Origin of the sequence: Devosia sp. FJ2-5-3 (genome assembly GCF_029201545.1) — a bacterium.
Lineage (GTDB): Bacteria > Pseudomonadota > Alphaproteobacteria > Rhizobiales > Devosiaceae > Devosia.
In genome coordinates, this window is record NZ_CP104007.1 from 788,015 (window position 1) to 810,124 (window position 22,110).

Genomic DNA, 22,110 nt, shown 5'->3' on the forward strand with positions numbered 1-22,110 from the left:
CAATCCGTCGCATTTTTGGACGCTTAGGTCAACAATCCTGACTGAAAATGGTCGGAAATTCACCAAGCTGCCTATTGACCGAGCAGCTTTTCACCTGACAATACACGCCCCTCCCTGCTGGATCGGTCCGGTGACGCTCTCTTTGCCCTTGCCAGAAATTCGTATCACCTCAGACGATTACACGCGCGTATCCGTCCTGGCCGAGCAGGCCGTGCGGGCCATGCCGCAGGTGTCGGCCTATCTCGAGCGGGAGCTCAACCGCGCCGATATCTGCGATCCCTGGGATGTTGCCGGTGTTTCGATGGGCCAAAGAGTGATGTTTCGGCTCGATGATGCGCCCCAGGTGCGGCTCGGTCGGCTGGCCTATCCCAACCGGCTGCTGGGCGAGCGGGGCAATGTGCCTATTCTCGGTGCGGTGGGGGCCGCGCTGATCGGTATGCACCGCAATTCCACAATCGAATGGCTCGATGGCGGCCAGGTCCGCACCCTCACCGTGCTCGATTACGGCTGGTAGCCGGCGCTCACTTAAAGCGCAGAAGTTTCATTTGAGTGCTGGCCGCTGTTCCATCGCCTCCCTCCCCCTTGTGGGGAGGGAATGAGGGTGGGGGGTGGTTTGTACTCGGACGGGAGCGGACAACACTCCCCCACCCCAGCGTCGCTACGGCCTTTGGCCTAGCTTTGCTACCCTCCCCACAAGGGGGAGGGAGCGCAGGAGCCGACAGTCCGGTCGTACGCCCTGATCAAAGGATGATAGCCCCCCGCCGCCTAAAACTCGCTCCAGTCGGCTGAGATCGCCGCATTGCCCTGACTGAGATAGGCGGCCTTGGCGGGCTTTGTCTGCGCGGGCCTTGCCGGCACTGGCTTGCGGGGGGCGCTGCGCAGGCTCGAGGCTGTTTCCGCCCAGTCATTCGTCTCGTTGAGGCGGAACACTTCCACGATCTTGTCCAGCTCGTTGGCGCGAGCCTCGGTCTGCTCGATGGCGGCATTGGTTTCTTCCACCAGCGCCGCATTGTGCTGGGTCATTTCATCCATCTGACGCACGGCCACGGTCACTTCTTCGATGGCCGCTGCCTGCTGGCTGCTTTCGCGCGCAATGTCGGACATCAGCGCGCTGTTGGTGCGCACCGCTTCGAGCATGGCTTCGAGCTTTGCCGCGGCATCGCCAACGAGGCGCGTGCCGCCGCTGACCTCGGCGGCGCTCTGTTCGATGAGTGCCTTTATTTCCGAGGAGGCCTCCGCCGAAGACTGGGCGAGGCGCCGCACTTCGACCGCAACCACGGCAAAACCCTTGCCGGCGTCGCCGGCACGGGCCGCTTCCACCGAAGCGTTGAGCGCCAGGAGGTTGGTCTGGAAGGCAATGTCATCGATCATGCCGATGATGTTGGAGATTTTCGAGGACGAGGACGAAATCCGGTCCATGGCCTCGGTCGCCTGCTTCATCACCTGGCCGCCCTGCAGCGCGGCATTGGTCACCGCCTCGGCGGTTACCGTGCCGTCCTGGGCGCGCTTGGCGTTCTCAGTCACCGTAACGGCCAGCTGCTCGATGGCGGCCGAGGTTTCCTCGATCGTGGCGGCCTGGCGCGTGGTGCGCTCGGACAGATCATTGGCGCCTGCCAGGATTTCCCCGGTGGCGGTCTTGACCCCGCGCGAGGTCGCCCGTAGCCGTGTCACCACGTCCGAAAGGGTTTCGGCCACACGGTTCATGTCGGTCTTGAGCTTGAGGAAGGCGCCCTTATGGTCCCCTTCCATGCGCTGGCTGAGGTCGGTATCGGCAAGTGCCGACAACACCGAGGTCGCGTCGTCGAGGCCATGGCGAATGCTCTGCACCATGGCGTTGAAATTGCGCGCAATGCGGGTGATGTCGCTGTCGTCGAACTGGCCATTGATGGCGTGCGAGAAATCGCCGGCCATGGCGGCGGCCACGACAGTGTCGAATTCGCCCTGGAAGTCTTCCATCACCTTGGCGCGGGCGGCGGTGCGCAGGGCGCGGGCCTGTTCCTCGGCGCTCATATTGGCGATGCGGATGCCGTTTTCCTTGAACACCTGCACGGCTGCGGCCATCTCGCCGATTTCGTCCTTGCGTTCGGCGCCCGGAACTTCGGTCTCGAACTTGCCGTCGGCCAGGTCGCGCATGGCCAGGGTCAGCAGCCCGATCGGGCGGCTCATCTGGCGCGTACCCATATAGAGGGCGCCCGCAGTGCCGGCCGCGATGCCGAGGCCTGCAGCGAGCAGCAGCATGGTCTGCATGGCTGTCTGGAAGCCGGCGATTTCCGACTGGATCTGGGAAAAACGTTCGACGTCGGTGGTGACGATGGCGTCGATCTCGGTCTGGAAGGCCTTGCGATTGGCCCGGTTTGCCTCGTTATTGCCCAGGCGATTGGCTGCGGCCGGGTCGACGTCGCGGCCAAGGCGCGCCGTTTCGGTGCGGAAGGCGCGGAACTCGGCGGCGCGCTCGGCCATGGCCTCGAAGCCCGGCAAATCGCTGGGCGCCAGCAGGGGCTTCCAGCCCTCGAGGACGAGGTCGATATTGTCCAGATGGGTCATGATCCCATCGGCGAACTGGGCGGCCGCCGCAGTGTCGGCCGAAACATAGATGCCGCGGGAATCCATGACCACGGCGGTCACGAGACGGTTGAGTTTTTCTCCGGACAGGGCGCGCTTGGAGGCGTTGTCGAGGCGGTCAATCTGCTGGCCGTATTCCTGGACGATGTAGAGCCCCATGCCAGTGATGAGGGCCGAGACGATTCCCATCACCGCGACAATGGTGAGGAGTTTACCGCGTATACGCATAGACCTAGTGACCTCCTGGTGACCGGCTCGGTCCTCCTGGACCAGCATATCAGTCGTGCCCGCCGCTTATGCGAGTTGTTCTCGCCAAGACGCCGATCAGATCAGTAGATGCCAGTATTCCCCTTAAGACTTGGTGAAGGTTAACAGGGGCGTGCCCGCCCCGCCTGGAGATCAGGCAAGGGGATGCGAGCGGTCACTGGACGCTTACTTGGCTGCTGCGCTAATGGCCTTGAGCGCGGAGACTTTGGCCGGGCTGGTGCTGCGCCGCTGCGGGCTGGAAAAGCCCAGTCGCGCAGCCGGTACACTGGCCGCACGCGCCGGCTCGGAGCAGGACGCATGCAGCGCCTCGAGGGGGGCCCGCGCCAGGATGTGCGTGGCGTTGGTGTGGTCGACGCCCGAGCCGGGCATGATGGTGATCCGGCCCGCCGCGATTTTATGGGCGAGAGCAATGTCATCGAGGCCTTCGAGGGCGCTGGGGGCCCGACCGGAGGTGAGGATGGTGTCAAAGCCCAGCGCAATGGCCTGTTCGACCGCCTCGGCCATGTCCGGCACGAGGTCGATGGCGCGGTGCAGCGTCTTGCCCATGTCGCCCGCGGCGCCGACAAGGTTTTTGAGGGCTTCGAGGTCGAGCCGTCCATCGGCAAGGCTTGCGCCCAGCACCACGCCCTCCAGCCCCGCCTGGCGCGACGCTGCGATGTCTCCCCGCATGGTGGCGATATCGGCCTTGTCGAGAACGAAATCGCCGGGCCGGTGCCGGATCATGGCCCGGCTGCGGATCGGCGCCTTGCCTGCCAGGGCCATAAGGCCGGGGGCAGGGGTGAGGCCGCCCATTTCGAGGGTCGAGCACAATTCGACGCGGTCGGCGCCACCGGCAATGGCCGCGGCAAGGCCCTGCGCGTCGTCGACGCAGATTTCAATCAGGATCATGGCGATGTCGCCTCCAGTCCGAGCATGGCCGCGCCGATCAAACCGGCATCGGCGGTCAATTGGGCCGGCACCACGAGGGGCCGGTCGAGTTTTCTCAGGATGCGCGGTCGCACCGCCGCATCGAGCCGGGCAATCAGGGCCGCACTATTGCCGAGCCCTCCTCCCACCGGCACGATGCCGGGGCCGACAAAGTTGACGACCAGCGCCAGCGGCTGGGCAACCAGTTCCACCTGAAGGGCGATGGTCGCTTCGGCCCTTGGGTCGCCCGCTTCCCAATGGGCGAGGATGGTGGTGCTGTCCAGCTCCTCGCTGTGAAGGTGCCGGTGCAGCCGTTCAATGCCACGCGCGGCACCCACAGTGTCGAGGCATCCCCAGAGCCCGCACCCGCAGGGAAAATGCGGCAGATCGTAAGGGGGCACGCTGGTTTTCGTGGCAACAATGGTGCCATGGCCCCATTCCCCCGCCAGCCCACCGGCCCCGGGATGGAGTTTCCCATCGACCACGATGCCGCCGCCGACGCCCGTGCCCAAGATGGCCCCGAAGACGACGCGATGCCCCCGACCGGCACCGGCATGGGCCTCGGCCAGAACGAAGCAGTCGGCATCATTGGCCACCAGCACTTTTCGGCCGAGCCGCTGGCCAAGCTCCGCGGCAAGGTTCTTCCCATCGATGCAGGGGATATTGGCGCAGGTGACGATGCCGCTTTCGGGATCGACCACGCCGGTCACCGAAATGGCCACAGGGCTGTCCGCCAGGGCACCCGCAGCGTCGACACAGCGGGCGATCGCATCGGAAAAAGCGGAGAAATCATCACGCGGCGTCGGCACGCGGTCGAGCAGGGTGAGGCTTTCCGGCCCCCTGGCCAGAGCCGCCTTGATGGTCGAGCCGCCAATGTCGAATGCGGTAATCATTGCGGCGACCCCATCGCGTCCATGGGATGAGGCTATGCCTCAGTTGCGCCCGGCGCGCAATTGTCGCAAAGGAAGGGCAGGGCCCTCGTGGCCGGTTTCAGGAGAATTTTGCATGGCCCGAATGGCTGTCATCGGCGGCGGCCCGGCGGGGCTCATGGCTGCAGAAGTGCTGGCCGAGGCAGGGCACGCGGTTACGGTCTTCGAGGCCATGCCCACAATGGGCCGCAAATTCCTGATGGCCGGCAAATCCGGGCTCAATATCACCCATTCCGAGCCGCATGGGGCGCTGCGCGAGCGCTATAGCGCTGTTCCCCAGAGCTTTTCCGCGGCGCTCGACGCCTTCACCGCTGACGATCTGCGCGCCTGGTGCGACGGTCTTGGCGTCGAGACCTTTGTAGGTTCCTCCGGCCGTGTCTTCCCGAAAGTCATGAAGGCCTCGCCAATGTTGCGGGCCTGGCTCGCCCGGCTCGAGGCTTTGGGGGTCAGCCTCAGGACCCGCCATCGCTGGGTGGGTCTTGAGGGTGAAACGCTTGCCTTCGACACCCCTGACGGGATTATTTCAGAACGGTTCGACGCCACCATATTGGCGCTGGGCGGGGCGTCCTGGCCGCGACTGGGGTCGGATGGCGCCTGGGCCACGCTTCTGGCTGAAAAAGGCGTGGCGCTTGCCCCGTTCAAGCCCGCCAATTGCGGGTTCGAAATCGCGTGGAGCCCGATTTTCGTCGAGCGCTTTGCCGGTGCGCCGGTCAAATCGGTCACCGCCACCAGCGCCGCCGGCACCATCCAGGGTGAGTTCGTCATCACCACGAGCGGGGTCGAGGGCGGGCTCGTCTATGCCCATGCCGCGCCCCTGCGCGACGCCTTGCTGGCCGGGCAATCCGCGTCGCTGCTGCTCGATCTCGTTCCCGGCCGCCCGGCCGAGCGGCTTGCCGCCGACATCGCCCGCCAGCCGCAAAAGCTCAGCTTTTCCAATCGCCTGCGCAAGGGGGCGGGTCTGGATCCGGTCAAGGCAGGATTGCTGCGCGAAATTTTTCCCGGTGCGGCCCAGATGTCGCCAGACCAATTGGCCGGTGCCCTCAAGGCCCTGCCCATTCCGCTGGTCCGGCCACGGCCTATCGACCGCGCCATTTCGACGGCCGGGGGCGTCGAATTCGCCGCGCTCGACGACAATGGCATGTTGCGGGAGGTGCCGGGCCTGTTCCCGGCCGGCGAAATGCTCGATTGGGAAGCCCCGACAGGCGGGTATCTCCTTACTGCCTGCTTTGCCACCGGCCGCGCCGCCGCCCATGGTGCGATGACCTATCTCAAGGGCTGATTTGCCCGGCCGGGCAGGCGAGCCCATTGCCGGCCCAGTCGATCTCGATCGTACTGTGCCCGATGTCATAATCCGTCATCAGTGCAGTCTTGATCGCCGCGGTGACGATGGCCGGGTCGGCGCCGTCGGCGAGCACGATATCGAGCGTTGCCATGGTCCGGCCCGAGGACAGCGACCAGACATGCAGATGGCTCACCCGGGCTAGTCCCGGCACGGCCTCCACCAGCCCATTCTGCAGCGTGGCGCTGTCAAAGCCTTCCGGCGCGCCTTCCATCAGAATGTTGAACGTCCGCATCAACAGCGCCCAGCCGCTGCGCAGGATCAGCAGGCTGACGAAAACCGAGAGGATCGGGTCGATCGGCATCCAGCCGGTCAGCCAGATGATGATGGCGGCCAGAATCGCGCCGACCGATCCCAACAGATCGCCCAGCACATGCAGGCTCGCGCCCTTGATGTTGACGTGGTCATTATCGGCGCTCTGGAGAATGCGGAATACACCGAGATTGACCAGCAGCCCCAGCATTGCGACGATAAACATCGGCCCCGCCAGCACCTCCTGCGGCGCAAACAGCCGGTTCACGGCCTCGTAGATGATCCAGCCGACCAGCGCGAAAAGGGTGATGGCATTGAGCAGCCCCGCCAGCACTTCCAGCCGCGCATAACCAAAACTGCGCTTGGCGTCGGCAGGCCGGCTGCCGAGGCGGAAACCGAGCCAGGCGAGGAACAGCGCCACCGTGTCAGTCAGCATGTGTCCGGCATCGGCAATCAGCGCCAGTGAGCCGGAGAGATAGCCGCCCACCAGTTCGGCGATCATGAACGAACCGGTCAGCACCAGCCCGATCAGCACGGCCCGCTCATTGCCCGCGCTCACCTTGGGCGCGTGGCTATGGCCTGCATGGTCGTGGTCATGCCCCGAATGGTCGTGTTCGCCGTGGCTATGCTCGCCGTGATCATGGCTGTGGTCGTGCCCGGACATGATTATCCTCCATCAGTCTACATATGAATATGCGTTCATATGAATGGGGTCAAGGGGGGAAACCCCACAGAGGAATGCCGCCGCAGAATTCGGATGACGTCAATCTACCGCCCCGCTTCCCTCGGGCTCGACCCGAGAGCCGCTCCGCGAGCCCCACTCTGCCATCGTGGGCGCGGCTAGAGCGTTTCCAGGAAAAGTGGACACCACTTTTCCGGTTCGGAAACGCGACAAACAAGGATTTAGAGTGATTTCATCGCGTTAACGACGCGGGTGAAATGCTCTAGGGGCCCTCGGGTCGAGCCCGAGGGAAGCCAGGTTTTGCGGCGAGTGGGAAACGAGCGAAGGACAAAAACTTACCCCTCGTCGTCCTCGTGCTCTTCCAGGGAATGGGCCACCATATCGGCCAATATGTTGGCGATGTGGGCGTCTGCGGCCTCGTAGAACACCTGCTTGTTGCGCCGCGTGCCGCGCACCAGCCTTGCGGCGCGCAAGAGGCGCAGATGGTGGCTCACCAGGGACTGGCTGGCCCCGGTCGCCTTGGCAATGTCGCCGACGGCAATCGGGCCCTCGAGACAGGTTAGGACGATTTTGAGGCGCGTCGGGTCACCCAGCAGCCGAAAGGTCTCGGCAATCACGGTGATGGTATTGTCCTCGGGCAGGGGCACGGCTGGCTCGTCGGTTCGGCGTCTGGGCATCATCTAGTTAGGCGCGTTCGCCGGCCTTGGCCAGAACAGGAGCATAGGGATCAGCGATATCCCGCCGCTTGCATTTCGAACAGTTCGGCATAGCGTCCGGCCCTTTCGAGCAATTCTTCATGCGTGCCGGCTTCCAGAATGGCGCCATTGTCGAGCACGAGGATGCGGTCGGCCATGCGCACGGTCGAGAACCGGTGCGAGATGATCACGGCCGACTTGCCATGCGCCAAATTCTTGAAGCGCGCGAAGACTTCGGCCTCCGCCTTGGCGTCGAGCGCGGCGGTCGGCTCGTCGAGAATGATCAGTTCGGCATCGCGCATATAGGCGCGGGCGATGGCCACTTTCTGCCATTCTCCACCCGAAAGGTCGCGGCCCTGCTTGAAGAGGCGCCCCAATTGCTGGTCATAGCCCTTGGGCAGCTTTGCGATGACGCTGTCGGCAAGGCTCTGCTCGGCGGCGAGGTCGATGCGCTCTTGGTCCTCGCGTGCCTCGATGCGCCCCACCCCGATATTGTCGCGGGCGGTGAAGGAATAGCGGATGAAATCCTGGAAGATCACGCCGACATGGGCATGGATATCCCTGGGGTCCATCTCCTTGAGATCGATGCCGTCAATGGTGATGCGGCCTTCGCTGGGGTCGTAAAGCCGGGTCAGAAGCTTGGCGATCGTCGTCTTGCCCGCCCCGTTTTCCCCAACCAGGGCCAGTGTTTCGCCGGCCGCAAGGGTGAAGGAGAGGTTGCGCACCACCCAGCTTTCCGTTTCGGGATAGCGGAAACCGACATTTTCGAAGGCGATCTCCTGCCGGATCGGCGCGGGAAAGGGTCTTGGGGATGCGGGCGCCAAAACCGTCGGCTCGATCTCGAAGAAGGAAAAGAGATCGTCGAGATAGAGGGATTGCCCGGCGATCTGGGTGAAGCCGAGGAGGATGCGCTGGAAGAGCCCATTGAGGCGCAGGAACGAGCCGGAGAGGAAGGCCAGGTCGCCCAGGGTGAATTCCCCGGTAATGGTGCGCCAGACGATGTAACCATAGGCGGCGTAATAGGCGAGGCTGGCAATGCCGGCGAATACGGCGCCCCAGCTGGCGCGCAAAATGGAAATGCGCCGGTTTTCGAGAAAGATCTGCCGGGCCAGCGTGCGGAAACGGTCGATGAGATAATCACCGAGCCCAAAGAGTTTCACCTCCTTGGCCGTTTCAGCGCTGGCGCCGATATGGCGGATATATTCGATCTCGCGGCGCTCAGGGGTGCGCCAGCGGCTGAGCATATAGGCCAGCGTGTTGAACCGCGTTTCCCCCCAGATCGAGGGAATAAAGCTCAGCGGCAGCAGCAGGATCAGCCAGGGCGCGTAGAAGAAGAGGCCACCCGCCAGGGTCAGTACGGTGATGATGTCCTGCGCCTGGCCGAACATCTGGCTGAGCAGCGCATTTCGGCCGGCCGCCTGTCGCCGAGCCCGCTCCAGCCGGTCCTGATATTCGGCGCTCTCGAAATGCATGAGATCGAGCCGGGCAGCATGGGCCATGAGCTCGATGCTGACCTGGTTGGAATGGAGTTCGGAGAGGATCGAATCCACCAGTCCCGTTGCCCGCGCGATGATGTCATTGGCAAAGACCAGCGAGAATTCCAGCACCAGCAACCAGAGCACCGGGGTCAAGAGGCCCGAATTCCACCAGTCGATAAAGTCCGGCCCCGGCGCGGCGATACCGGTCAGGCGCACCACTTCATCAACGATCAGCTTGGCTGCATAGAGCACGGCCACGGGTTGCAGCGCCGCGATCAGTCGCAGCACCACCGTTGCGCTGGTCAGCCATCGGCTGGTGCGCCAGATCTGGGCGACGAGCCGCCCCAGATGGCGCAGATTGTCGAGGCGCTCGCGGAATGTCGGAGTCTTGTCGGGAATTGGGGGCGGGCGGCGCCCGGGCATGTCGGTCATGGCCACCAATGTAGTGCGGCGGGGCCAGCCGGGAAATAAGCCCGACGCGATTTAATCGCCCGTTGCGCGACAAATTCCGTCAGCAGCACCAAAATCCTATCGCAGCGCCCGCAGGAAGCCGGCAAGATCGGCCGTGACATGGTGCACATGCGGGCCCGCGGCCTGGTCCAGTTCCCAGGCTTCGACCTGGTCATGGGCAAAGCCTTCCGCCGCGACGACCTGCACCGTCGCCATGCCTTGTTCGTGCGGCACGATGAGGTTTTTCTCCAGATCGTCGAACATGGCTGCGCGGGTTGGGTCGATGTCGTAGCGCGCGAAAAAGCCGTCATAGGCCTGGCGGTGCGGCTTGGGCACGAAGGTCATGGCGCGGATATCGTGCACATGCTCGAACAGATCATCGCCGCCCAGCTTTTTCAGCACATTGCGGGCGTGGCCGGTGTCGCCATTGGTCAGGATCAGCTTGCGCCCAGGCAAATCGCGGATCGCCGCGATCAGTTCGGGATGCGGCATCACCGGCGAATAGTCGATGGCATGGACGGTGTTGAGAAAGTGGTCGGGGTCTATCCGGTGCTGTGTCATCAGCCCGTTCAGCGTGGTGCCGAAATCCCGGTAATAGTCCTTCTGCAGCCGCCGAGCTGCGTCGAACTCGAGTTTTGTGACGTCCATCACATAATGGGTAATGCGGATATCCACCTGCGCGAAGAGGTTGCACTCTCGCGGATAGAGCGTGTTGTCGAGGTCGAAAACCCAGTCGGTGATATGATCGAGGCGCGGCGCAGAACTGTTCATGAGCGCAAGCTTACCAGAACCTGGAGGCGGCTTCACCCGCCAAAAAATGCAGGGCCGGTGCCCATCGACTGAAAGCGGAGGCCCCCACCTAACCTCCCCCTGACAGGGGGAGGGACTGGCCGATGGAGCCCCAGACATCGAAAGCCCCGATCCACTCCTCCCCCTATCAGGGGGAGGCCGGGTGGGGGTTCTCCTACGCACAGCCCCCCAAAAAACAAAAACCCTCCCCCGCGTGGCGGGAGAGGGCCAATACTTGAAACAGCGAGGTCTTATTCGGCCGGCTGGTTGGCCTTGACCGAGAGGCCGACGGCCGAGATCAGGCCGGCGGGGTTTGCCGCGGCGGCGCTCAGCACCAGAAGGGTCGTCGGCTTGGGCGGACGCACACCGATCTCGAAGCTCTGCGGGTCGTCGAGGAAGGCGTTGATGGCCGGGGTCACCATTTCCGTCAGCGCCGCAATGCCGAGCTGGCTCACGCTCTGCTGTGCCATCGCCTTGAGGCCTTCGACGAAGTCGGCGCGGTCAGCACCGGACTGTTCGGCGAAGAAATCGATCATCCGGCCGGCCAGCGAAGCATCGTCATAGCGCAGGCTCGACCCGGTGATGGTGATCGCCTGGAGCAGTTCCATTCCGAGCATCATCTGCTGGGCCTGTGCTGCCTCGCTTGTGGGGTCGACAGTGCTGGCCTGCATGGCGTTGATCTTGTCGATCACGGCCGGGGTCAATCCGGAGATGTCGCCCTTGAAGTCGATGGCGCCGACATCGTCGAAATCGAACAGGAACTGGTCGATCACCATATGGCCGTCGACCAGGTTCCAGCTCATGGACTGGCTGATGTTGCCGTTGATTTCGGTCAGGCCCAGCGCCTCGATCATTGCGCCCGTCTCGGGGTCTTCTTCGCCGGCGCTGGACAGATCGGCCCAGATCCCGGAGACCTCGAAAATCGAAACGATATCGGTCAGCGCGTCGTCACCGTCAAAGGTGAACTCATTGCTCGCCTCGAAGCCGGCAATCGCGAGGAAGTCGGCGCCGTCACGGGTCACGCTGAGCGGGCCAGTGGAAATGCGGCCCACACTCTGCATCAGGTCGATCGTATCCATCGCCCCTGCGGGCGGCAGGTAGATGTCCTCGGCCACGATGTCGCTCAGCGTCAGCCGGCCGACTGGTTCGTCGGAAAATTCGGTGTCGATATCGGGCACGCTGAGGCGCTCGGCTGTAAAGCCGCCATCATCGGTGTCGGTCACGCCGGAGAAGGTCAGTTGCGTATCGATCTTCATCGGATCGTCCACCCCGGCCAAGGAGAGCGTCAGCCCGTCCACGACCACGGTGTCGCCCTCGGCGGTGGCCGGGCCGAAAGTGATGTCATAGCCGCCGACCTTGTAGACCTCGGCAATGCGCTGGACGAAGGCCTGGGCGTCGAGCGCCATTGCCGGTTGCAACATGGCCAGCGTCGCCAGGCCCGAAGCCAGCATCAAGCCCTTGATCTTGGTGGTCGTCATCATGGTCTGCGTCATCCCGATATCGTGCTTATGCGCCTATCGAAACAGGCGCACATGTCCCTTTTGTGTTGCCCCGTGAGGGCCCGATTGCAAGTGCTAAGCAGCCGTCACAGGAAGTGCGGCCATAAGCGGTAAGTGAAATGCTAAAGTCGAACCCCGTTTGCGGGGTATTGGTTCAATTCGCCTGCAGAAATTGCCTGTAGACGGGATTTTCGGTTTCGTCCCAATAGGGAAAGCCGATGGCTTCGATATGCGCGAAAAGGTCGGCGCGGGTCTCGGGCGGCACCTCGACGCCGACCAGCACGCGACCGTAATCGGCACCGTGATTGCGATAGTGGAAGAGCGAGATATTCCACCCATCGTTGAGGCCCTCGAGGAATTTCAGGAGCGCGCCGGGCCGTTCGGGGAACTGGAAGCGGAAGATCATCTCGTGGTCGAGCCCGGCGACGCGCCCGCCCACCATATGCCGGACATGGAGCTTGGCGACCTCGTTATCGGTGAGATCGGTCACCTTGAGCCCATTGGCAGTCAGATGCTCGACGATCTCCTGCTTTTCCCTTTCGCCATTCGCCAGCTTGATGCCGACAAAGATATGCGCCTCGCTGCCCGCAGCATATCGATAGTTGAACTCGGTGATGGCGCGCCGCCCCAGAAGGCGGATGAAAGCGCGATAGCTGCCCGGCCTTTCCGGAATGGTGACCCCGAGCAGCGCCTCGGCTCGCTCGCCGATCTCGGCGCGTTCGGCGACATAGCGCAGGCGGTCGAAATTGACATTGGCGCCCGAATTGATGGCGATGAGCGCGCCCTCCGGCGCCGCGCCGGTCTCGATCTCGCGCCGCAATCCCGCCAGCGCCAGAGCCCCCGCCGGCTCGGCAATGGCACGCATGTCGTCAAATATATCCTTGATGGCGGCGCAGATTTCGTCGGCCGAAACGGTGACGATATCGTCGAGCAAATCGCGGCAGAGCCGGAACGTCTCGTTGCCCACTTGGCGCACCGCGACGCCATCGGCAAAGAGCCCCACCTGATCCAGCGCCACGGGGTGCCCCGCTGCAATCGCCGCCTTCATGCTCGCCGCTTCCTCCGGCTCGACGCCGATGACGCGGATTTCGGGCCGCAGGAATTTGACGAAGCTGGCGATCCCGGCCGCCAGCCCACCCCCGCCGATGGGCACATAGATGGCCCCGATCGGCCCCGGATGCTGGCGCACCAGCTCGAGCCCGATCGTGCCCTGGCCGGCAATGACGTCGGGATCGTCGAACGGGTGCACGAACACATAGCCGTGCCGCTCGGCCAGCCCCTCGGCATGGACGCGGGCGGCGTCGAAGCCGTCGCCGAACAGTACGACTTCCCCGCCCAGCTGGCGCACCGAGGAAACCTTGATATCCGGCGTCGTGGTTGGCATGACGATGACAGCGCGAATGCCCGCCCGGCTCGCCGACAACGCCACGCCCTGCGCATGGTTTCCGGCCGAGGCGCAGATGACGCCGCGCGCCCGCTCCTCGGCGGTGAGATGGGCGATGCGGTTATGGGCGCCGCGGATCTTGAAGGAGAACACCGGCTGTTCGTCCTCGCGCTTGAGCAGGATAGTCTGCCCCAGACGCTCGGAGAGGCGCTTCATCTTCTCGAGCGGGGTCTGCTCGGCCACTTCATAGACGGACGAGGAGAGAATCTTGCGGACATAATCGTGCATGGCGGGCTCCGGATCGGCAGTGGGGACAAAGGCCTGCCGTCGGCAAAAGTCAACACCAGGGCTTACGCGCTGAGCAATTGCCAGGTCTGATAACCGGCCAGGCACAGCACCAGCGTGCCGACCAGCAGCATCAGTTTTTGCGCCGGGATGATCCGCACCACGAACCCGGCCAGCGGCGCTGCCAGCACGCCGCCCACCACCAGCCCGCCCACCGACCAGGCATGGTCGGCAAGGCCCTCCGCATCCTGCCAATGGCCGGTCAGCAGCGCGACGACGAAAGCCGCCGAAACGGCAGTGGTGACGAAGAATTCGACGCAATTGACCGTGCCGACGACATAGCGCGGCGCCGCGCCGCCCCCGATCAGGCTCGAGGTGACGATCGGTCCCCAGCCGCCGCCGCCTGCGGCGTCGACAAAGCCGCCGACCACGCCCAGGGGCATAACCACACGCTTGCGCGGCTCCTTGTAGGCCGGGCGCACGCGCAGGGCGCGGTAGAGGATGTAGACGCCGAGCAGGGCGAGATAGGTCGTCACCCAGGGGCGCAGCACCGCGCCGTCGATCGAGGTCAGCACATAGGCGCCCAGCACGCCCCCGATCACACCGGCCGGGGCCAGTCGCCAGAACAGGCGCCAATTGACGTTTTTGTGGGTCACATGGCTCGTGGCCGAAGCGGCCGTGGTGAACATTTCGGCGGCATGGACGCTGGCCGAGGCTGCGGCCGGCGACACGCCGAAGGCCAGCAGCATGGTGGAACTGACCACGCCATAGGCCATGCCCAGCGCGCCATCAACGATCTGGGCCAGGAAGCCCACCATCGCGAAAATCAGGAATTCTTCCGGCAAATCGCCCCCCAACCTGTCCGGGCTGCAGTGGCGTCCCGTGCTGGGGGAACGTGCGTGCCCCCAGCCAGTTGCAGTTCTAGGGCCGCAGCGGCGGCCAGGAAATGGATCAGCGCACGATCAGCGTGCCGGCGCCGAATTCGGTGAACAGTTCCACCAGCACCACATGCGGCTGCTTGCCATTGAGGATCACCACGCCCTCGACGCCGTTTTCGAGCGCCTCGAGGCAGGTTTCCACCTTGGGAATCATGCCGCCCGAAATGGTGCCATCGGCGATCAGCGCCTTGGCGTCGCGCACCGTCAGCTCGGGGATCAGCTTCTTGTTGGCGTCGAGCACGCCGTCGACGTCGGTCAGGAACAGGAGGCGCTTGGCGCCGAGCGATCCGGCAATGGCGCCGGCAAAGGTATCGGCGTTGATATTGTAGGTGGCGCCGTCACGGCCCGGGGCGACCGGAGCGATGACCGGGATCATTTCGGAACGGGCCAGGGTGTCGAGCAGGGTGCGGTCGACTTCGACCGGCTCGCCAACAAACCCGAGATCGAGCACGCGCTCGATATTGGAGCCGGGGTCCTTGACGGTCTTTTCCGCCTTTTTCGCAAAGACCATGTTGCCGTCCTTGCCGCAGAGGCCGATGGCCCATTCGCCTTCGGCATTGATCAGCGCGACGATTTCCTTGTTGATCGAGCCGGCCAGAACCATCTCGACGATTTCCATGGTCCGGGCATCGGTGACGCGCAGCCCGCCCTCGAATTTGGACTCGATGCCGAGGTTCTTCAGCATGGAGGCGATCTGGGGGCCACCACCATGGACCACGATCGGATTGACGCGGGATTGTTTAAGCAGCGCGATATCGCGGGCAAAGGCGCGGCCGAGCTCGATATTGCCCATGGCGTGGCCGCCATATTTGACGACGACAGTCTTGCCCTCATAGCGCTGCATATAGGGCAGGGCCTGGGCGAGGATACCGGCGTCGTGGCTGAACCGATCGGTGGAGGCTTGGTCGGACATGGGTAGGCGTTTCCCTGGCTAGGCCTGCAGTCGGGCAATGGGTCTAGTCTATTTGCTCTTCGGTTTAAATCGGCAAGCCCGACAAAATCATGTCGGATGATCCGATTGTCCCCCGATTGCGTATTCTCTCCCAAACCGCACACGCCCGCATTATTGTGTGGGCCTCGGAGGCTTGCCGAATATGACCATGCAACCGGCTGCTCGGGAAGTGGCAGATTTGATTGCACGCTGCGCCCTGCGCGACAGGGACGCCTTCCGCCACCTCTATGACCGCACCAGCGCGAAACTTTTCGGCGTCGTGCTGCGTATCTTGCGGGACAGGGGGGAGGCCGAAGAGGCCGTTCAGGAAGTCTATGTCAAGATTTGGCAGCGGGCCGGTCAGTATATGCCCGGCCAGACGAGCCCGATCAGCTGGCTGGTGGCGGTCGCGCGCAATCACGCGCTCGACATGCTGCGGGCCCGCCGGCCCGCGACGGACGATATTGATCAGGTCCTCGATCTGGCGGACGATATGCCCACGCCTGATCGGGTCGCCGAAACGAATGAAGATGGGCAGCGGATCACGAAATGCCTCGCCACGCTCGATCCTGAACGAGCCGAGGCGGTGCGGGGCGCCTATCTCGATGGCTTCAGCTACGAGGAGCTGGCGCAGCGCTATGCGGTGCCGCTCAATACGATGCGAACATGGCTGCGCCGCAGCCTTTTAAAACTGCGAGAGTGTTTGACGGCATGAGCACGGGTTCACAAGACAGCAAAGGGCAGGGCGGCTCCCCGCTCGTGGCCGAATATGTGCTCGGTCTGCTCGACAGTGCCGAACATCTGCGCGTTGAGAAGCTCATCGCCGATAGTCCGGCGCTGCAGAAGGAGCGCGATTTCTGGAGCGCCCGCTTTGCCGCGCTCGATAGCGAATTTTCCGAAGTGACCCCGCCGGCACGCACCTGGCAGAGCATCGAGATGCGTCTTTTCCCCACGCCCGTCCGCGCATCGTGGTGGGATAGTCTTGCGCTCTGGCGCGGCATCACCGCCGGGGCACTTGCCATTGCGGTGGCTGCTGTGGGCTTCTCGCTGGTGCAGCCTGCCCCCGATTCTGCCGCACTCACCACCCAATTGGTCGCCGCCCTGCGCGCCGAGGGGAGCGATGTGCAGTTCGTCGCGCTCTATGACGGCTCGGGGGCTGTCCGGCTGACCGCGCTTTCCGGCTCCGAAATCCCCGACCGCGACTACGAACTCTGGGCCATCCAGGGCGGTGGCGCGCCGGTTTCCATGGGTATCGTCCCGGTCAACGCCCGCAGCGTCGTGGAACTCAGTCCCGCGATCCAGGCCGGCTGGGGCGAAGGCTCGGTCCTCGCCATCACCCTCGAACCCAAGGGCGGCGCCCCCAATGGCATCGCAACCGGCCCCATCGTCGCCCAGGGCGCCGTCACCCGGATCTAACGGGGCAGGGGCTTACGCAATGCCCCTCCCCAAGCGCAATGCCCACCCTCCCTTGAGAGGGATTCGACCAGGACGAAGGCAAAAATGCTCCAGCGGAGCAATTTTAGGCGAGAAGGCCGTGAGAGCTCGGCTCGAACGGCGGAGCAAAGCTAGGCCGTCAGACCGTCGCGGCGCTGGAGGGGGGCCCACACCCTCAACGCGCCCCAAAACGTCCCCCAAAAACAAAAAAAGCAAAAAATCCTGAAACTCTTTTTTCGGCGCTCCCGTAACTCCCCTTGTCCCGATCACACGGGAGAAAAATTCAACAGGAAAGACCTCGCCATGACCCTTTCGCTTCGTGCTCTCTCCGTCGCTACTCTTCTCTCTTTCGGCGCGCTCACCGGTGCGTCCCTTGCCCAGGACAATCCCGAAGTCGGCGGCGCTGCCATGTTCGCTGACAAGAACATCGTCGAGAACGCCGTCAATTCGGCCGATCACACCACGCTGGTCGCTGCCGTCCAGGCTGCGGGCCTCGTTGAAACGCTCTCCGGCGCCGGTCCCTTCACCGTTCTCGCACCGGTCAATGCTGCCTTTGACGCGCTCCCGGCAGGGACGGTCGACACCCTTCTCCTCCCTGAGAACAAGGACATGCTGACCCAGATCCTGACCTGCCACGTCATCCCGGCCAAGGCGCTGTCCACTGATATCGTGCAGATGGTCAATGATGATGGCGGCGAGCATGTGGTCGACACTGTCGGCGGTTGCAAGCTGACCCTCAAGGCCGCTGACGGCAAGGTCACCGTTACGGATGAAAACGGTACGGTCGCCAATGTAACCATTGCTGACGTTATTCAGTCCAATGGCGTCATCCACGTCATCGACGCGGTCCTGACCCCCAAGAGCTAAGATCTTATATCCCGAGACGCCGCGTTCCTCTCGCGCGGCGTCTCACTAAAACTTGACGCCGGCTTGTGCGTGCTTGTCCTATAGTCGGTGCCAAAGCACCGCCGCATGACGGCAGGTGCAGGGGAAGAGAACTATGATGCAGACGCGACGCGGCTTTCTTATTTCCGGCTCCGCCCTTGCTTTGGCAATGGCGCTGGGGCTGTGGCGGCCGCAAGGCCTTGCCGGTGCCGCAGAGGGTCATTTCCCCGTCAAGCTGAGCGATGATGAATGGCGGTCTCGCCTCTCGCCGGAGGCTTTCGAGGTCCTGCGTCGCGAAGGCACAGAGCGGGCGTTTACATCCCCGCTCAATGACGAGAAACGGGCGGGCCTGTTTCACTGCGCGGGCTGCGACTCGGCGCTGTTTTCCTCCGACACCAAGTTCGAAAGCGGCACGGGCTGGCCCAGCTTCTGGGATTTCATCGGCGGCGCCATCGGAACCTCGGAAGACAATTCCTTCGGCATGCTTCGCGTCGAAGTCCATTGCGCCAATTGCGGTGGCCACCAGGGCCACGTGTTCGAGGATGGTCCTCCCCCGACGGGCCTGCGCTACTGCATCAACGGCGTGGCGCTGAACTTCAAGGCGGCCTAGTCCGGGCGATCCGGTAGGGGGCGGCAATCTGTCCCCCCTCCTTGCCATGGCTCTGGACTGGCTTTATCTGCGCAGTGATCCCTTTTCCTGGCGCAGATCCGTGAAAATCACCATTCTTCAGACCGGCGACGTTCCGGCGCCGCTGCGACCGCAGTTCGGCGACTATTCCCGCATGTTCGAGCGGATGTTCGACAGCATTTCGGATAGTTTTGAGTACGATCTGGTCGTGGTCAACGCGAACGATCCGCTACCCGATCCCACCGAAATGACGGCAATCGTCATCACGGGCTCGCCGGCCGGGGTTTACGACGATCTGCCCTGGATCGAGCCGCTGCGCCAGTTCATCCGCAAGGCCTATGGCGCCGGAATTCCCATGCTCGGCATCTGTTTTGGCCACCAGATCATGGCCGATGCGCTGGGCGGAGAGGTGAGAAAATCCGAGAAGGGATGGGGCGTTGGCCGCCACAGCTATTCCGTGGTGGATCGTCCCGATTTCATGGCGGATGCGCCCGAAAGCCTCGCCATCGCCTGTTCGCACCAGGACCAGGTGATCGTGCCGCCCGAGGCGGCGAAGGTGATCCTTTCGACCCCCTTCACACCCAATGCCGGGCTTTATTACTCAAATGAAAAAGCGCTGAGTTTCCAGCCACATCCCGAGTTCAAGGATGATTACGCCCTGGCGCTGTCCGAGTTGCGCCGCGAGGCGCTGGGAGCGGAAAAGGCCGATCGCGCAGCGGCCAGTTTTTCCACCCCATCGGACAGCGATCTGCTGTCCCGCTACATCGTCGACTTCTTCCGCCAGGCCGTCGCCTGACGCTGGATCCTAGACGTCGCTGGCGGCCAGCAGCAGGGCGATCTCACTGCGCAAATGCTTGAGCCCAGTGCCTTTTTCGCTTGAGGTCTGGATGATGTCCGGGTGTGCGGCGGGGCGCTTGGCAATGGTGGCGCGGGTCGCCTCGATCGCCTTTTCCAGATCCTTGGCCAGCGGCTTGTCGACCTTGGTCAGCACCACCTGGTAGCTCACGGCCGCCCGGTCGAGCTCGTTCATCACCGAGATGTCGTTGTCCTTGGGGCCATGGCGGCTATCGACCAGAACATAGACCCGGCGCAGCGTTGCGCGACCCGTAAGGTATTGATGGATGAGGGCCGTCCAGGCCCGCACCTTGGGCTCGGGGGCCTTGGCGTAGCCATAGCCGGGCATGTCGACGATGCGCAGATTTTCGCTCTGGCTTTCGAAGATGTTGAGTTCCTGGGTGCGGCCCGGTGTATTGGACGTGCGCGCCAGGCCCGAGGTGCCGCACAAGGCGTTGATCAGGCTCGACTTTCCGACATTGGAGCGGCCGGCGAAGGCGATTTCCACCCGGTCCATTTCCGGCAGGTCGGCGATGCGGACACAGCCTTTGACGAAGAGGAAGGGCCGCGCGAACAGGAGGCGCCCACGCTCGATAATGTCGGTCGGAAAATCCGGTATGGTGCTCATGTCGTGCCTTTCAAAGGCAAGGCCCGCCGGCGTTGCCGACGGGCCTCGGTTAGGGTTCTGGCCGAGGTCAGCTCTTGGTGGTGTCGGCGGGCTTGGGCTTGCGCTTGAAGCTGTCGAGGATATTGCCGAAGAGGTTCACCTCTGCGCCGTGCCGCTTCATGATCGTCCACTGCTGGATGATCGAAAGCGTGTTGTTCCAGGCCCAATAGATCACCAGACCCGCCGGGAATGCGCCCAGCATGAAGGTGAAGATCACCGGCATCCAGTTGAAGATCATGGCCTGCGTCGGATCCGGCGGCGGCGGGTTGAGGCGCATCTGCACCCACATGGAAATGCCCATGATCACCGGCCAGATACCCAGGTGCAGGAACGAACCGATCAGCGGCATCACGGTCGGATCCCACGGAATCAGGCCGAACAGGGTAAAGATATTGGTCGGATCGGGCGCAGCCAGATCCTGGATCCAGCCAAAGAACGGCGCGTGGCGCATTTCAAGGCTGATGAAGATGACGGTGTAGAGCGAGAAGAACACCGGGATCTGCACGAGCACCGGCCAGCAACCCGACAGCGGGTTGATCTTTTCCTTCTTGTAGAGCTCCATCATCGCCTGCTGCTGGGCGGGGCGGTCGTCCTTGAGGCGCTCCTGGATGGCCTTCATTTCCGGCTGCACGCGGCGCATGGCGGCCATGGAGGCGTAGGAGCGGTTTGCCAGCGGGAAGAAGATGGCCTTGACGATAACGGTCACGGCCAGGATGGCGAGGCCGAAATTGCCCAGGATGCCGTAGAGCGTCACCAGCAACCAGTGCATCGGCTTGGTCAGGAAATGGAACCAGCCCCAATCGATCAGCAGTTCAAGCCGGTCGAAGCCATGGTCGCGCTCATAGGCGGCGATGACCTGTTCTTCCTTGGCGCCTGCGAAGACGAAGCTCTCGCTGCTTGCAGTGCCGCCAGCGGGAACGACGACGGGCTGGGTCTCGACATAATTGGATTGGTAGACCGGCGTCTGGCCCTGCAGGGTATGGGCAAAGCGCGCGTTGATCTGCGTTCCCGGCTTGGGCAGCACGGCGGTCGCCCAATATTTGTCGGCAATGCCGAGCCAGCCGGTGGTCGAGGCGAAGTCGACCTGACGGTCGTTCTGGATGTCGTGATATTTGCGCGCGACCCAATTGTTGGAGCCGAGCACACCGAGCAGACCCTCATGCTGGATGAAGAAGTTCTGGACCGGGGGCGTACCCTGCCGCACGACGCGAGCATAGGGGAACAGCGCCACATCGCCCGAACCGGTATTTTCAACGGTCTGGGTGATGGTGAAGAGATAATAGTCGTCGACCGCGATGGTGCGCGTGAAGATCAGGCCCTGGCCATTCTCATAGCGCAGCGTCACTGGCGTCGCAGATGTCAGCGTGGTGGTGTCGCCAACGAGGGACCACACGGTCTGGCCGTCGGGCAGGGCGATGTTTGCGCCCGCTGCGGGGGCCCAGCCCTGCTCGATATAATAGCCACCCGGCGCGCCGGCAGGCGAGAGCAGGGTGATGATGGGAGAATCGGGGGCCGTGGTCTCGCGATATTGCTTGAGTTCGAGATCGTCGATCCGCGCACCGACCAGATTGATCGAGCCATCGAGGTCGGGGGTGTTGATCTCGACGCGCGCGGACGCGGCGATGGCGCTGGCACGGTCGGCAAAGGTGGCTACGCCGCCGCTGGCCGGCGTGGCGCCTGCTGCTGGCGTGGTCCCGTCCTGCGGCACGGCCAGATTGCTCTGGGCTTCGGCTTGCTGCGTGGCGGCGATTTCGGCCTGCTGCTGCGCCCGTTCGAGCTGGGGTCCGGCGATGAAGAACTGCCAGCCGAACAGCACGAGCATGCTCAGCACGACGGCTAGGATGACATTGCGATTGTCAGAATTCATGGTCTGAGGTTCCGTTGGCCACGGCCGGTATGGGAGCGGTTATTCCCCGCCTTCTCGTCATGCACGCGGATAATGAGGCCGCCCAGATCGGCGACCAGCTTGGCAAAAGGCTGGCTCAGCGCCTCACGCCTTGCCACAAGCACATAATCATGGCTGGGCACAAAGTCACCGGCGCACGCTGCCGCAGCCGCACGCAGGCGGCGCTTCATGCGGTTTCGCTCGGGGGAGTTGCCGACCTTCTTGGTGACGGTGAAGCCGACGCCAGCGTCGTCTTCCGGGGCCGGAATTGCCTGCAGTCCAAATGCAGACCGCCCGGCGCGATTGCCCCGGGCAGCCCTCAGAAATTGCGAGCGCCGCTTCAGGCGGCGCAATTTCACAGCTTGGAATGGGAGTTCGGCCGTCATCCGGC

General features: G+C 63.6%; 21 protein-coding genes. 7 read left to right on the forward strand and 14 right to left on the reverse strand.

What is annotated here, in order from left to right; all coding sequences use genetic code 11:
• Nucleotides 1–130: 130 nt before the first annotated feature.
• Nucleotides 131–514: a nucleoside diphosphate kinase regulator gene (locus N0P34_RS03910; protein ID WP_275605710.1), complete on the forward strand. Its 384-nt coding sequence runs from the start codon at nucleotides 131–133 to the stop codon at nucleotides 512–514.
• 251 nt (nucleotides 515–765) lie between these two features.
• On the opposite strand, the gene N0P34_RS03915 is transcribed toward N0P34_RS03910, so the two are convergent.
• The 3 genes from N0P34_RS03915 to N0P34_RS03925 all read right to left on the reverse strand — a co-directional run bounded on the left by N0P34_RS03915 (nucleotide 766) and on the right by N0P34_RS03925 (nucleotide 4,628).
• Entirely contained in the window at nucleotides 766–2,790 is a 2,025-nt protein-coding gene (locus N0P34_RS03915; protein WP_275605711.1) for a methyl-accepting chemotaxis protein, read from the reverse strand.
• A 204-nt stretch (nucleotides 2,791–2,994) separates the two neighbouring features.
• Nucleotides 2,995–3,723, reverse strand: a complete 729-nt coding sequence (locus N0P34_RS03920; RefSeq protein WP_275606915.1) for a copper homeostasis protein CutC — start codon at nucleotides 3,721–3,723, stop codon at nucleotides 2,995–2,997.
• Nucleotides 3,714–4,628: an ROK family protein gene (locus tag N0P34_RS03925; protein WP_275605712.1), complete on the reverse strand. Its 915-nt coding sequence runs from the start codon at nucleotides 4,626–4,628 to the stop codon at nucleotides 3,714–3,716. Before N0P34_RS03925 ends, N0P34_RS03920 begins: the two co-directional genes overlap by 10 nt.
• 112 nt (nucleotides 4,629–4,740) lie before the next feature.
• On the opposite strand from N0P34_RS03925, the gene N0P34_RS03930 reads away from it, so the two are divergent.
• A complete protein-coding gene (locus N0P34_RS03930; RefSeq protein WP_275605713.1) occupies nucleotides 4,741–5,943 on the forward strand; it encodes a TIGR03862 family flavoprotein in 1,203 nt (400 codons plus the stop codon).
• Here the strand turns inward: N0P34_RS03930 and N0P34_RS03935 are convergent.
• The 8 genes from N0P34_RS03935 to argB all read right to left on the reverse strand — a co-directional run bounded on the left by N0P34_RS03935 (nucleotide 5,933) and on the right by argB (nucleotide 15,368).
• On the reverse strand, nucleotides 5,933–6,919 hold the full coding sequence (locus tag N0P34_RS03935; protein ID WP_275605714.1) for a cation diffusion facilitator family transporter: 987 nt from the start codon (nucleotides 6,917–6,919) through the stop codon (nucleotides 5,933–5,935). The genes N0P34_RS03930 and N0P34_RS03935 overlap by 11 nt on opposite strands.
• Before the next feature lie 353 nt (nucleotides 6,920–7,272).
• On the reverse strand, nucleotides 7,273–7,614 hold the full coding sequence (locus N0P34_RS03940; protein ID WP_275606916.1) for a metalloregulator ArsR/SmtB family transcription factor: 342 nt from the start codon (nucleotides 7,612–7,614) through the stop codon (nucleotides 7,273–7,275).
• A 50-nt stretch (nucleotides 7,615–7,664) separates the two neighbouring features.
• Complete coding sequence (locus N0P34_RS03945) at nucleotides 7,665–9,542, reverse strand: ABC transporter ATP-binding protein (RefSeq protein ID WP_345774450.1); 1,878 nt, start codon at nucleotides 9,540–9,542, stop codon at nucleotides 7,665–7,667.
• Between the two features lie 96 nt (nucleotides 9,543–9,638).
• Nucleotides 9,639–10,331, reverse strand: a complete 693-nt coding sequence (locus N0P34_RS03950) for a pyrimidine 5'-nucleotidase (RefSeq protein WP_275605715.1) — start codon at nucleotides 10,329–10,331, stop codon at nucleotides 9,639–9,641.
• Between the two features lie 269 nt (nucleotides 10,332–10,600).
• A complete protein-coding gene (locus N0P34_RS03955) occupies nucleotides 10,601–11,842 on the reverse strand; it encodes a hypothetical protein (protein ID WP_275605716.1) in 1,242 nt (413 codons plus the stop codon).
• Nucleotides 11,843–12,002: 160 nt separating this feature from the next.
• Complete coding sequence (ilvA, locus tag N0P34_RS03960) at nucleotides 12,003–13,520, reverse strand: threonine ammonia-lyase, biosynthetic (protein ID WP_275605717.1); 1,518 nt, start codon at nucleotides 13,518–13,520, stop codon at nucleotides 12,003–12,005.
• A gap of 62 nt (nucleotides 13,521–13,582) precedes the next feature.
• Entirely contained in the window at nucleotides 13,583–14,335 is a 753-nt protein-coding gene (locus tag N0P34_RS03965; protein ID WP_275606918.1) for a sulfite exporter TauE/SafE family protein, read from the reverse strand.
• 133 nt (nucleotides 14,336–14,468) lie between these two features.
• Complete coding sequence (gene argB / locus N0P34_RS03970) at nucleotides 14,469–15,368, reverse strand: acetylglutamate kinase (protein ID WP_275605718.1); 900 nt, start codon at nucleotides 15,366–15,368, stop codon at nucleotides 14,469–14,471.
• Between the two features lie 187 nt (nucleotides 15,369–15,555).
• On the opposite strand from argB, the gene N0P34_RS03975 reads away from it, so the two are divergent.
• From N0P34_RS03975 to N0P34_RS03995, 5 genes are all read left to right on the forward strand, one after another.
• Nucleotides 15,556–16,101, forward strand: a complete 546-nt coding sequence (locus tag N0P34_RS03975) for a sigma-70 family RNA polymerase sigma factor (protein WP_275606919.1) — start codon at nucleotides 15,556–15,558, stop codon at nucleotides 16,099–16,101.
• Nucleotides 16,098–16,802 carry an anti-sigma factor gene (locus N0P34_RS03980; RefSeq protein WP_275605719.1) on the forward strand — a complete coding sequence of 235 codons (705 nt, stop codon included), beginning with the start codon at nucleotides 16,098–16,100 and terminating at the stop codon, nucleotides 16,800–16,802. The genes N0P34_RS03975 and N0P34_RS03980 overlap by 4 nt, the downstream gene beginning before the upstream one ends.
• A 321-nt stretch (nucleotides 16,803–17,123) precedes the next feature.
• Nucleotides 17,124–17,687 (forward strand): fasciclin domain-containing protein, encoded by a 564-nt coding sequence (locus tag N0P34_RS03985; protein WP_275605720.1) that lies wholly within the window; start codon nucleotides 17,124–17,126, stop codon nucleotides 17,685–17,687.
• Between the two features lie 136 nt (nucleotides 17,688–17,823).
• On the forward strand, nucleotides 17,824–18,315 hold the full coding sequence (msrB, locus tag N0P34_RS03990) for a peptide-methionine (R)-S-oxide reductase MsrB (RefSeq protein WP_275606920.1): 492 nt from the start codon (nucleotides 17,824–17,826) through the stop codon (nucleotides 18,313–18,315).
• Between the two features lie 100 nt (nucleotides 18,316–18,415).
• Nucleotides 18,416–19,129 carry a gamma-glutamyl-gamma-aminobutyrate hydrolase family protein gene (locus N0P34_RS03995; RefSeq protein WP_275605721.1) on the forward strand — a complete coding sequence of 238 codons (714 nt, stop codon included), beginning with the start codon at nucleotides 18,416–18,418 and terminating at the stop codon, nucleotides 19,127–19,129.
• Nucleotides 19,130–19,138: 9 nt separating this feature from the next.
• Here N0P34_RS03995 and yihA read toward each other — a convergent pair whose 3' ends face one another.
• The 3 genes from yihA to rnpA form a co-directional block, all read right to left on the reverse strand.
• Nucleotides 19,139–19,795, reverse strand: coding sequence for a ribosome biogenesis GTP-binding protein YihA/YsxC (gene yihA / locus N0P34_RS04000; protein ID WP_275605722.1), 657 nt, complete (start codon nucleotides 19,793–19,795; stop codon nucleotides 19,139–19,141).
• A 67-nt stretch (nucleotides 19,796–19,862) separates the two neighbouring features.
• Nucleotides 19,863–21,701, reverse strand: coding sequence for a membrane protein insertase YidC (yidC, locus tag N0P34_RS04005; RefSeq protein ID WP_275605723.1), 1,839 nt, complete (start codon nucleotides 21,699–21,701; stop codon nucleotides 19,863–19,865).
• Complete coding sequence (rnpA, locus tag N0P34_RS04010; RefSeq protein ID WP_275605724.1) at nucleotides 21,698–22,105, reverse strand: ribonuclease P protein component; 408 nt, start codon at nucleotides 22,103–22,105, stop codon at nucleotides 21,698–21,700. The genes yidC and rnpA overlap by 4 nt, the downstream gene beginning before the upstream one ends.
• Nucleotides 22,106–22,110: the final 5 nt, after the last annotated feature.